Genomic DNA, 11,075 nt, shown 5'->3' with positions numbered 1-11,075 from the left:
GATCCGCGCCGCCCCGCCGCCAAACTGGCCCCGGGGCCAAAACGCACGGCCCCGCCGGTCGCCCCGGTCGGCGATCTGGCTTTCCCCGGGATCGAGCGCGCGCGGCTGGGCAATGGCATTCCGGTGGCGCTGGTGCGCCGCAGCGCAGTGCCCAAAGTGGTGGTCAACCTCAACTTCGATGCCGGCACCGCCGCCGATGCGCTTGACGCGCCGGGCACCCAGTCGCTGATGCTGGCCATGCTCGATGAAGGGACCGAGCGGCTGAGCAGCGTCGAGATTGCCGAGGCGCAGGAACGGCTGGGCGCAACGATCAGCGCCGCGCCGGGGCTGGATAGCAGCGCGATCTCGCTCGACGCGCTGACCGCCAATCTCGCCCCTTCGCTGGCGCTGCTCGCCGATGTAGTGCGCAACCCCGCCTTCCGCCGCGCCGATGTGGAGCGCGTGCGCGACCAGCGGCTGAGCGAGATCGCCCAGACCGAGGCCAACCCGCGCGGACTGGCCAGCCGGGCGATGGCCCCGCTGCTCTATGGCCCCGATCACCCCTATGGCCTGCCCAGCGACGGGCTGGGCACCGCCGCGTCGGTGGGGGCAATGAACCCGGTCACGCTCAGCCAGGCGCACCGGCAGTGGATCCGCGCCGACGGGCTGAAAATCACCGTGGTCGGCGATGTCACCATGGCGCAGCTGCTGCCGCTGCTGGAACAGAGCTTTGGCAGCTGGGGCCGCCCGGCCTCGGCCTATCCGGGCAAGGACCTGACCCGGCCGGTTCCTGCCGCGCGCAGCCGGATCGTGCTGATCGACCGCGCCAATTCTCCGCAATCGGTGATCATGGCCGGGCGCATCCTGCCGCTGACCGGGCGCGAACAGGGCAAGGAAGCGCTGGACCTGGCCAACGAAGTGCTGGGCAACGGGTTTCTCAGCCGGCTCAACCTGGACCTGCGCGAGGACAAGGGCTGGTCATACGGCGTGCGCTCCACCGTCTCCAGCCCGGTCGGCCCCCGCGCGCTGACCGTGACCGCCCCGGTCCAGGCGGACCGGACGGGCGATTCGATTCTGCTCATCATGGCCAACATGGCGGCCTTCCCCGGCAAAAAGCCGGTCGATCCGGTTGAGCTGGGCCGGGTCACCGATGGCAACATCCGCGGCCTGCCCAACCGGTTCCAGACCAACGCTCAGGTGCTGGGTGCGGTGGTGGCGGGGGAACGGTTGGGGCGGCCGGACGATTACATCGCCACCCTCGCCAGCCGCTACCGCGCGATCGACGGCGCGGCGATCAACGCCATGGCGCGGCAATACCTGACCCCCGAAGGGCTGACTTTCGTGGTGGTGGGCGACCGCAAAGTGGTGGAACCGCAGCTGCGCAAGCTCGGCCTGCCGCTGGAGATTGCATCCCCGGTTGACAGCGCCGCTGGCTCTGGCAATTGATAGGCCTACTTACCCCCCTGTAAGTTGAGGAGAGTTTCGATGTCTGTAGCCGGTACCTATGAATGCGTGACCAAGACCCCGATGGGTGACCAGAAGAGCGACGTGACCATCGTTGTCGATGGTGACACTTTCACCGGCAGCAACGTCGGCGCGATGGGTTCGATGGAACTGGAAAACGGCAAGGTCGATGGCAACACCCTGACCTGGTCGATGAAGATGACCGTCCCCATGCCGATGACCCTGGAAGGCACCGCCACTGTCGATGGCGATACCCTGACCGGCTCGGTCAAGGCCGGCGCGTTTGGTTCGTTCCCGATGAGCGGCACCCGCAAGGCCTGATCCGCCCTGACAGCAAATCACCGAGGAGGGCGCCGGAGGGAAACCTTCGGCGCCCTTTTTGGTGCATAGGCCCTCTCCCCTGAAGGCGCGAGAGCCACTGGACTTGCGCTGCGGAAGTGTCCCTATGGGGGCTGCCATCACAAGGAACGACGCATGTGCTGGACAGTCTTCGTCGCTCCGATTTTCAGCATTGCCCTGGCCGTTTCTGCCCAGTCTGCCCCGGCCCGTAAAAGCGCACCGCAGGCGGCAGCTTTCGATGCTGCAATCAGGCAGGCGTAAAGGACAACGGTGTCGCCAGTGTGTCCTTTTTTGCCAGATCGCCACCGGCCAGTGCGAAGGGATCGCCAAATTCCTGATGGTCTGGCGCAAGGACCGCGCGGGCAACTGGGTGATGACCCGCGTGATCAGCTATGGCCACCGGCCATGGGTGAAGGCGGGGGAATTGGGGAAGTAGCAGGATAATCCTCCCCTCTTGGGGGAGGGGGACCACGAAGTGGTGGAAAGGGGCAGAGAAGATCGCGCGCGGCAGCGCGCAGCCGCAAACGCGGCTTTCCTGACCCAGCCCCCCTCCGTCTCGCTACGCGAGCCACCTCCCCCACAGGGGGAGGATCGCTGGGAGCTTACTTCTTGACCTTTACCTGCGTGGTAATCCCCGGATTGGCCACGTCCGTGCCGCTTTTCACGTCGATCACCGTATCGCGGCGATAATCGATCACGCCGGGGATCGGGGCGATGCGGGTGATCTGCAGGCCGTAATAATTGTTCTGCTTGCCGCTGGCCCGGAATTCGGCCTGCGCCGATGGCCAGGCTTTGAGCGATTCCGGCAGGCCCCAGGCCAGAGCAGGCTTTTTGAACACCGGTTCCTTGCCCTTGGCCGCGCGTTCGGCATCGTACTTGCGCTGGAACTGGGTGAAGGTGTCAAACGGCTCTTTCGGTTCCGGCGTGGCGCTCAGGAAGTTGCCGAGGTCGGTCACCTGACCGGCCTTCACATCGAATTTGACCGAACCCATGCAATAACACAGCCCGCCCAGCGCCCCGTTGGGCGCGGCGAAGATCGGACCGTAATAGATGTAAGTGCCGGGCCGGACCGAAGTGAGATAGGAAAAGTAGCCTTCGCCTTTGCTGTAGATGAACATCGGCCCCCAGCTGGCCTGATCATACAGCGCGATCGGCCTGCCGACGAAAGTTTCGCGGGTCGGCTCCACCGGTTTTTCCGGCAATTCCTTTTTCCCGGTCTGCCTGGCAACCACGATATCCAGTTCCCAGGCCTTGACCGCGCTTTGATACTTCTTCTGCGCTTTGGCGAAATCCTCTTCCCAGTCCGCCTGATAGCGGGTGCGGGTATCGGCATCGGGTTCGCGCAGCAGCACGGCCTGGGACCGGATCGGCCCCTGAATGAAGACATAGCCCAGCTTGGGATCAAGCGTGGCCTTTCCGGCCAGCACGTTCTTTTCCTCGATCGGGCCGGTTTTCAGGTCGTCCGCAGCAAATGCGGGAGCGGCGGTCAGCGCGAGCAGCGCGGCCAGTGCGGTGCGGATCATGCTCACAGTCCCAGTTCCTTGGTGGCGGGTTTCGGCCCCGATGCGACCAGCGCCTGCAGTTCCAGCGCCTCGTCGCGCTCGCCTTCCTTCTTGCGGCCGTGGCCTTCCTCGAAATTGAATTGCTTCCACAGATCGCCCGACAGCGGATAGCGGGCATAGCCCTTGAACCCCATGCAATTGCGCATGTTGACCCGGCGCTGTTCGCGCCGTGCGGCAGACCCGAAGATGGCGTCCATCGCGACCGAAGCGATCGCCCCGCCAGCGGCCCCGGCCAGCATGCCATATTGCGCCGATGCCGCCGCAATCGATCCCGCGTCTGCCCCCATGTAGATGTTCGCCCCGCTGGCCAGCGCGTCACATTCCTTGATGTCAACGAATGCCTCAGCAAAGCTCGCATCAGCGCGATGGAAATAGAAATACTTCTTGTAATCATCCACGATTTCAGGGGTTTCGGCAAAGTCCAGCTTGGGCATGGTTAGGCTGGCCGGATCGGGCAATTCATAGACCGTTGCAGCAGCAGGCGCGGAAGCCACAAGTGCCGGCGTTGCTGCATCCTGCGCCTGCAACGGGCCCGATGCCAAAGTCAGACAGGCCGCCAGCGCAGCGGTGGATTTCCGGAACATCGCTTCCCCCCACAATTGTCGCGGCATGCTGCGGCAACCGATGTTGCTCGCGCCCGCTTATGCTCTTTCTTCGATGGCGAAATTAGCCAGACAGCGCCCTGTATTCAATTCGCTGGCGGCGCAGGCGCGGCGCTTTCCCCAGTTACCGGCGAGGGCGATGCGCTTCCCTGCCCCGGCCGCGATTTGATCCCGCCCATGCGGTTGACCAGCCCGCCCAGGTGGTTGCCGAATTCGACCTGGCCGGTCCATGCAACTGGCGCAGCCCCGGCGAAAGCGGCGGGCACCGGCATATCGGTGGCAGTGCGTGCACGGAAATCGACCGCGCGGGGCATGGGTTTGGGGACCACGCTGCCGAACAGTCCGCCCATCAGCGCGCCTTTCATCAGGCGGCCGGTGGTCAGCACGTCGCGTTTTTCACCTTCGGGGAAGTCGGTGTAGACATTGGCGACGCCCAGATCGGTAACGCTGCCTGCCGCCAGTTCGAACGTGCTGGAGCCCAGCGCAAAGGCCGTGTCGTTCGCGCCTTCGACCACCCACAGGCCGGGCTGCATTTCGACATAGAACAGCTGCCGGTTTTTCTCTTTGACCGAGGCCTTGTTGAGGATCAGCCGGTTGTCGAGCGGCCAGCCGCCTTTGGGGATCTTGCCGCCGGGTGGCGGAGTGGCCACTGCAATGTCCTGCTTTTCGGTATCATAGCGCGCCAGCGTGAGCGTGCCGAACAGCAGCGCGCCATCGAGCCGGCCGATCTCTACCACCACATAGGCCTTGGCCGGATCGAGCGTGGTGGGCGGTTTTTTCAGCAGGCCATCGGCCAGAGCCGGAGCAGCGGTGAACAGGGCAAGCAGCAACAGCCAGCGGCGGATCATTCAACCATTACCTTTCCTGTCGGCTGCGCGGCGGAAACCAGCGTGAACAGCCGTTCCAGCCGGTCCTTGGCATCCAGTTTGCGAATTTCCTGATAGACCGGCTTGTCGATAGCGCGGCGTTGATAGCCTTTGTCCGCCATGCAGGTCCGCTCGATCCGCGAGACCAGTCGGCGCTGTTCGCGCCGTTCAAGGAAGCCGATGAAAAAGCTGGCAATCGCGGCGGATTCGACCGCGTAGGGCGTGTTGTAATTGGTCGGCTGCGCGGTGTAACGCGGGGCCTTGGTCCCGGCCCCCAGGCTGGCGCAGCGATCGACATCGGCCATATAGGCTTCGTGGCTGACTGCGGCCTTGTGGAAGTAATAGGGATCTTCCGCCAGGGCAGGCGTGGACACAGCGGCGCAGAGCACCAGCAGCAACTTGCGGGACACGTGCGACCTCCCCCTCCCGGTTGGGTAAGCAGATTAACACGGTGCAGGCGCGGCGCAAGCGGTTCGGCAGGAACAACTTTCCTACACGTGGCCGGTCTGTCATGATTCGGCCCGGTCCCGGAGCGCGCTCCATGACCCGGCTCTTTGACCCGGCTCTTTGACATCGTGAGGCCCGGTGGATTGCTCCACCCGAAACACTTTCGGCAACTGTTGCCGTGAGGATGTGTTTTATCAACTAACTCTGAAAATATTGTTTGTTTTCAGTGTTTGTTGAAAATCAAGCAGGCCTTCAGGGGCGCTCAAAGTGGCCCAGATCAGCCCAATTTGGCTTTCAGCACCTGATTGACCAGCTGCGGATTGCCCTTGCCCTGCATCGCCTTCATCGTCTGGCCGACGAAGAACCCGAACAACGCTTCCTTGCCGCCCTTGTACTCGGCCACCTTGTCGCCATTGGCGGCCAGCACCGCATCGACCGCCGCTTCGATCGCGCCGGTATCGGTGGTCTGCTGATTGGCCGCGATTTCGGCCTTGAGGTCGATTTCGCTGGTCAGGTAGCTTTCAAAGATTTCCTTGGCCTTGGACCCGGAAATCGTCCCGTTCTCGGTCGCCACCACAATCGCGGTATTGGCCTCGATCGTGTTTTTGGTGAGGTCGGCAGCGGTACCGGCGGCGTTCAGCACGCCGGGCTGTTCGGACAGCAGCCAGTTGGCAACCCGCTTCGCCACCGCATCCTCACCCTTGCCGCTGGCCGCGGCGACCGAGGTTAGCAAGGCCTCGAATTCGCGGGCGGTCTGGACATCGGCGGTCAGCGCATTGGCGTTGTAGGCGGACAGGCCCAGCGCGGTTTCATAGCGGTGGCGCTTGGCATCAGGCAGCTCGGGCAAGCTCGCGCGGCATTCCTCAAGGAACGCGTCGTCAAGCACCAGCGGCAGCAGGTCCGGGTCCGGAAAATAGCGGTAATCGTGCGCATCTTCCTTGCTGCGCATCGAACGGGTGGTGTTCTTGTCTGGATCGTAAAGCCGGGTTTCCTGAACCACGGTCCCGCCATCCTCGATCAGATCAACCTGACGCCGCGCCTCGCTTTCGACCACGGCCATGACGAAGCGGACCGAGTTGACGTTCTTGGTTTCGGTGCGCGTCCCGAACGGCTCACCCGGGCGGCGGACCGAGACGTTGACGTCAGCCCGCATCGAACCCTGGTCCATGTTGCCATCGCAAGATCCGACATAGCGGACGATCTGGCGCAGCTTGGCAAGGTAGGCACCGGCCTCTGCCGGACTACGCATGTCAGGCCGGCTGACGATTTCCATCAGGGCCACGCCCGAGCGGTTGAGATCGACATAGGACATGGTCGGATGCTGATCGTGCATCAGCTTGCCCGCGTCCTGCTCTACATGGATCCGTTCGATCCCGATGGTCTTGGTGCTGCCTTCAGGGTTCTTCTCGTCAAGGATCACCTCGATCTCACCCTCGCCCACCAAGGGATGGTAGAGCTGGCTGATCTGGTAGCCCTGCGGGAGATCGGCGTAGAAGTAGTTCTTGCGGTCAAACCGCGACCACTTGTTGATCTGCGCCTGGATCGCCATCCCGGTGCGGACCGCCTGGCGGATGCATTCGCGGTTGGGGACCGGCAACATCCCGGGCATGGCCGCATCGACCAGACTGACCTGCGCGTTGGGTTCTGCCCCGAACGCAGTCGCGGCGCCCGAGAAGAGCTTGGAATTGCTGGTGACCTGCGCGTGGACTTCGAGGCCGATCACGACCTCCCATTCGCCCGTGGCGCCCTGGATGCGATAGTTGTTCATGCCCTCAGCCGATAGGGCCGCCTCGTTGCCATGAAAAGGGGGAAATGTGCCGTTCACCCGATCCGCGGCGCAAAGGCCCGCGACCGATCACGCATCGGCTGCTCGACCAGCCGGTAGATCGCCCAGGCCGCCGCGACCGAGGCCAGCAGCGCGGCCAGGCCAGCGAGATCGGCATAGAACCCCAGCTCTGCCGCCACCGCCGGTCGGTTGGGGGCGGAACCGCGGGTAAAGGCCCAGCCCCAGCCCAGCCCGGCCCCCAGCCGCGCCAGCACGGTCATCGTCGCGCTCTCGGCCAGGGCGTGGACCAGATAGAGCGAATAGGACCAGGTCCCCAGCGCCATCCAGGGCCGGGTCAGCAGCAAGACCGAGAGCGCCCCGCGCTGGCAGGCGAAAATCAGCACCATGGCGGCAAACAGCAGGTCATAGGCCAGAAACGACCCGGAATAGCCAAAGCGCAGGATCGTCCAGCCAACCAAGGCAGCAATGCCCAGCTCGGCCAGCGACCAGACCACACCCGCACCGCGCCGCGACAGCCCGTGCCAGCGCTGCCACGCGATCCAGCAGCCCGTGCCCAGCCCGAACCCACACAGCCCGCGCACCAGCTTGTGATAGCCGCCCAGCTGCTCGGGAAACTGCAAGGCCAGCCCCGCCGCCAGCCCCGCGCCCAGGCTGGCCAGCCACCAGCCCCGCCCGAGCGGGCGCCAGCACCAGGCGGCCAGCAGATAGAGCACCAGTTCCACCGCGATCGACCAGCTGGCGATCGACCAGACCATGATCGCCCCTGGGACCAGCGCCTGCAGCAGCAGCACCTGCACGGCAAAGTCCCCGGGTCCCCGTTCCAGCCCAAACGCCTCGCGCCCGGTCAGCGCCGCGCTGCCGCTGAGCCAGACGGCCAGCTCGATCCCCAGATAGGCCGCCAGAACCAGCGCATGCACCGGCCAGATCCGCCCCAGCCGCAGCCACACGAACCGCCGCGCCGGAAAGCCCGCCACCAGCCGCTCACCATAGGCCGAGGCGATCACGAAGCCCGACAGGACGAAGAAGAAATCGACCCACAGGCTGCCCAGAAAGAAGAACCGGTGCCCCAGCACGGGCCCCTGCGCGCCGAGATGCTCGATCGCGACAATCAGTGCCGCGATCCCGCGCAGCGAATCGAGCGCCTGAAAGCGGTGCGGCACCTGTTGCTGGGCGGGCATGGTCATGATGCGTGCCGCAACCTTTCCAGTTCAGGCGGGACGGGGATCCTTGAACCGCTTGCTCCACCGCGTCACCGGCTGTTCCAGCCCCTTGGTCAGAGCCCAGGCGCCTGCAATGCTGCACAACAGGACCATGATCTTGGCCACGGCGTTGCCATCGATTTCCGGCCCCAGGAAGCGGGCAAAGACCAGCAGCAGCGGGACATGCACCAGATAGACCGTATAGGAAATATCGCCGAGGAATTTCATCGGCCAGCTTGAAAACACCGAATTTCCGCCAAGCCCGGCCATGATCGCCAAGGCCGCGCAGACCGGCAGAGCCAGCGCTGCGCCGGGCCAATAGCTGGCCAGCGCCATCACCAGCAGGATCCCGGCAAAGGGCAGTTCGGGCCGCATCCGCACTGTCAGGCCAGACCGAAAGATCAGGTGCCCGCCCAGCAGGCCGAACACCGCGCGCAGGCCGCCCAGGTCTTGCCCTTTGACCACTCCTACGTCGAGCAGTCCCAGCACCACCAGGCAGATCGCCAGCAGCGGCAGGACCAGCCAGTCCGGCACCCGCAAACCGGTGCGGCCCATGGCGAAAGCCAGGATCGGAAGGTACAGTTCCCAGCAGATGCTCCAGGCCGGGAAGTTGGCCGGAGCCAGCCCCGCCAACGGCATCGCCAGCAACAGTTCAAGCGGATGCCACGGCTGGTTCGACGCCAGCAAGGCAATCAAAGTGGTCACGTAAAACACCGGGGCCAGACGCAAAAACCGCCGAAAGGCAAAGCGCGGCAGGCTGGTTTCGCGCCGCGCGCTCATCGTCAATACGAACCCGCTGAGCAGGAAGAACACATCAACCGCAAGGTCAAAGTGCAGCCCCAGCCAGCCCAGTTTGCGTTCCGCAAAACTGTTGAACCCAAGATGCAGCAGCACGACCGACAAGGCCAGGATCCCGCGCATTCCATCGAGATCGCCGAAGTATCCCGATTGACCGCGCGTGGATTCCGGCTGTGCGGCGCCTACCACCACTTCTCCGGCCGCGCGCTGAACCCGGCGCGGCTTTCAATCGCCAGCCCGGCGTTGAGCACGCCCTGTTCGTCAAACGGCTTGCCGACGATCTGCAACCCCAGCGGCAGCCCATCGCGGTTAAGCCCGGCGGGCACCGACATGGCCGGCAGACCCGCGAGCGAAGCCGGCACGGCGAACACATCGTTGAGGTACATCGCCAGCGGATCGCTGACCATGTCGCCCAGCCCGAAGGCAGCGGTTGGCGCGGTCGGGGCCAGGATCACGTCACACTGCCCGAAAGCGTTCTTGAAATCGTGGCTGATCAGCGTGCGGACCTTCTGCGCCTGGGTGTAATAGGCGTCATAGAAACCGGCGCTGAGCACATAAGTGCCGATCATGATCCGGCGCTTGACCTCTGCCCCGAACCCGGCGGCGCGGGTCGCGGCGTACATGTCTTGCAAGCCGGCCCCATCGGGCAGATCGCGCAGGCCGTACCGCACCCCGTCATACCGGGCGAGGTTGCTGGAGGCTTCGGCGGGGGCGATGATGTAATAGCAGGGCAGCGCATACTTGGTATGCGGCAGGGACACTTCGACCACTTCGGCCCCGGCGTCCTTCAGCCATTCGATGCCGCGGTCCCAGCTGGCGGCAACATCTGCATCCAGCCCATCGACGCGGTATTCGCGCGGAATGCCAACCTTCTTGCCGCGCAGATCACCGCTGAGGCCAGCTTCCCATTCGGGCACCGGCAGGTCCAGACTGGTCGCGTCCTTGGGGTCGAACCCGGCCATGGCTTCCAGCATGATCGCACAGTCACGCACATCGCGCGCCATCGGCCCGGCCTGATCGAGCGAGCTGGCGAAAGCGACGATGCCCCAGCGGCTGCACCGGCCATAGGTGGGCTTGATCCCCGAAATGCCGGTGAAGGCGGCAGGCTGGCGGATCGATCCGCCGGTGTCGGTCCCGGTCGCCGCCGGGCAGAGCCGCGCGGATACGGCGGAGGAGCTGCCGCCAGAGCTGCCGCCGGGCGCAAGCGCAGCGTTGCCGCCGTCATTGCGCCGCCAGGGCGAAATCACATTGCCGAAATAGCTCGTCTCGTTCGACGAGCCCATTGCGAACTGATCAAGGTTGAGCTTGCCCAGCATCCCCGCCCCGGCATCCCAGAGTTTCTGGCTGACGGTGCTTTCGTATTCGGGCTTGAACCCTTCCAGGATGTGGCTGGCGGCGGTGGTCTGCACGCCCTTGGTGGCGAACAGGTCTTTCATGCCGATCGGCACGCCGCCCATCTTGCCCAGCGGTTGCCCCGCCGCGCGGCGGGCATCGGTGGCCTTGGCCGCATCAAGCGCAGCTTCGGGCGTGGTGACGATGAACGCGTTGAGCGCATCCTGAGCAGCGGCGACATTGGCGTTGAAGCCTTCGGCCACTTCCACGGCGGTGAAATCACCCTTGACCACGCCATCGCGGATCGCGGCAATTCCAAGGTCGGTCAGATTGGTCATTATTCGATCACCTTGGGCACGCCGAAAAAGCCGTGTTCGGCGGCCGGAGCATTGGCCAGCACTGCATCGCGGCGTCCGCCGCCGGTCAGCGGATCGGCATCGATCACGTCAGCGCGCAGCCGCAGCTCGTTTTCGATAACCGCAGTCATCGGCTCGATCCCGGTCACATCGACTTCGCCGAGTTGTTCGACCCAGGCGAGAATGCCGTTGAGTTCGGGGACCATTGCCTCAAGCTCGGCCTCGCTCACCTTGATCCGGGCGAGGGAGGCGATCTTGGCCACGGTTGCGGTATCGACCGACATGGCGTTCCTTCTTGCGTTACGGGTTCAGCCGCGCGCTAGCACCGGCCAGCGCGGGCTTCAA

The 11,075-nt window shown here is 64.7% G+C and carries 11 protein-coding genes; 2 read left to right on the top strand and 9 right to left on the bottom strand.

Annotation, left to right across the window (positions count from 1 at the left end):
* A partial coding sequence (locus MNBBLIKP_RS10435) for a M16 family metallopeptidase (RefSeq protein WP_140420581.1) occupies positions 1-1,425 on the top strand: 1,425 nt, incomplete at its 5' end.
* Positions 1,426-1,464: 39 nt separating this feature from the next.
* Positions 1,465-1,764: a hypothetical protein gene (locus MNBBLIKP_RS10430; protein ID WP_088310199.1), complete on the top strand. Its 300-nt coding sequence runs from the start codon at positions 1,465-1,467 to the stop codon at positions 1,762-1,764.
* Positions 1,765-2,384: 620 nt separating this feature from the next.
* Here MNBBLIKP_RS10430 and MNBBLIKP_RS10420 read toward each other — a convergent pair.
* From MNBBLIKP_RS10420 to gatC, 9 genes are all read right to left on the bottom strand, one after another.
* Positions 2,385-3,311 carry a hypothetical protein gene (locus tag MNBBLIKP_RS10420; protein ID WP_140420580.1) on the bottom strand — a complete coding sequence of 309 codons (927 nt, stop codon included), beginning with the start codon at positions 3,309-3,311 and terminating at the stop codon, positions 2,385-2,387.
* On the bottom strand, positions 3,308-3,928 hold the full coding sequence (locus MNBBLIKP_RS10415; protein ID WP_088310196.1) for a hypothetical protein: 621 nt from the start codon (positions 3,926-3,928) through the stop codon (positions 3,308-3,310). Before MNBBLIKP_RS10415 ends, MNBBLIKP_RS10420 begins: the two co-directional genes overlap by 4 nt.
* Positions 3,929-4,032: 104 nt before the next feature.
* Positions 4,033-4,794: a hypothetical protein gene (locus MNBBLIKP_RS10410; RefSeq protein WP_088310195.1), complete on the bottom strand. Its 762-nt coding sequence runs from the start codon at positions 4,792-4,794 to the stop codon at positions 4,033-4,035.
* Complete coding sequence (locus MNBBLIKP_RS10405) at positions 4,791-5,222, bottom strand: hypothetical protein (RefSeq protein ID WP_088310194.1); 432 nt, start codon at positions 5,220-5,222, stop codon at positions 4,791-4,793. Before MNBBLIKP_RS10405 ends, MNBBLIKP_RS10410 begins: the two co-directional genes overlap by 4 nt.
* Positions 5,223-5,536: 314 nt before the next feature.
* Positions 5,537-7,027 (bottom strand): Asp-tRNA(Asn)/Glu-tRNA(Gln) amidotransferase subunit GatB, encoded by a 1,491-nt coding sequence (gene gatB, locus MNBBLIKP_RS10400; protein WP_088310193.1) that lies wholly within the window; start codon positions 7,025-7,027, stop codon positions 5,537-5,539.
* Positions 7,028-7,080: 53 nt separating this feature from the next.
* Positions 7,081-8,229 (bottom strand): acyltransferase family protein, encoded by a 1,149-nt coding sequence (locus MNBBLIKP_RS10395; RefSeq protein ID WP_088310192.1) that lies wholly within the window; start codon positions 8,227-8,229, stop codon positions 7,081-7,083.
* A 24-nt stretch (positions 8,230-8,253) separates the two neighbouring features.
* Positions 8,254-9,234 carry an acyltransferase family protein gene (locus MNBBLIKP_RS10390; RefSeq protein WP_088310191.1) on the bottom strand — a complete coding sequence of 327 codons (981 nt, stop codon included), beginning with the start codon at positions 9,232-9,234 and terminating at the stop codon, positions 8,254-8,256.
* The gene (gene gatA / locus MNBBLIKP_RS10385; RefSeq protein WP_088310190.1) at positions 9,225-10,712 is read right to left on the bottom strand and encodes an Asp-tRNA(Asn)/Glu-tRNA(Gln) amidotransferase subunit GatA; all 1,488 of its coding nucleotides are present in this window, start codon (positions 10,710-10,712) and stop codon (positions 9,225-9,227) included. Before gatA ends, MNBBLIKP_RS10390 begins: the two co-directional genes overlap by 10 nt.
* A complete protein-coding gene (gatC, locus tag MNBBLIKP_RS10380; protein ID WP_088310189.1) occupies positions 10,712-11,014 on the bottom strand; it encodes an Asp-tRNA(Asn)/Glu-tRNA(Gln) amidotransferase subunit GatC in 303 nt (100 codons plus the stop codon). Before gatC ends, gatA begins: the two co-directional genes overlap by 1 nt.
* Positions 11,015-11,075: the final 61 nt, after the last annotated feature.

It is taken from the genome of Novosphingobium sp. B 225 (assembly GCF_002198665.1).
Lineage (GTDB): Bacteria > Pseudomonadota > Alphaproteobacteria > Sphingomonadales > Sphingomonadaceae > Novosphingobium.
This window is presented reverse-complemented; position numbering and strand designations above follow the sequence as displayed.

Coding starts and splice junctions, on each gene's coding strand:
- MNBBLIKP_RS10430 (WP_088310199.1), top strand. CDS start 1,465: ATGTCTGTAGCCGGTACCTATGAATGCGTGACCAAGACCCCGATGGGT.
- MNBBLIKP_RS10415 (WP_088310196.1), bottom strand. CDS start 3,928: ATGTTCCGGAAATCCACCGCTGCGCTGGCGGCCTGTCTGACTTTGGCA.
- MNBBLIKP_RS10395 (WP_088310192.1), bottom strand. CDS start 8,229: ATGACCATGCCCGCCCAGCAACAGGTGCCGCACCGCTTTCAGGCGCTC.
- MNBBLIKP_RS10410 (WP_088310195.1), bottom strand. CDS start 4,794: ATGATCCGCCGCTGGCTGTTGCTGCTTGCCCTGTTCACCGCTGCTCCG.
- gatC (WP_088310189.1), bottom strand. CDS start 11,014: ATGTCGGTCGATACCGCAACCGTGGCCAAGATCGCCTCCCTCGCCCGG.
- gatB (WP_088310193.1), bottom strand. CDS start 7,027: ATGAACAACTATCGCATCCAGGGCGCCACGGGCGAATGGGAGGTCGTG.
- gatA (WP_088310190.1), bottom strand. CDS start 10,712: ATGACCAATCTGACCGACCTTGGAATTGCCGCGATCCGCGATGGCGTG.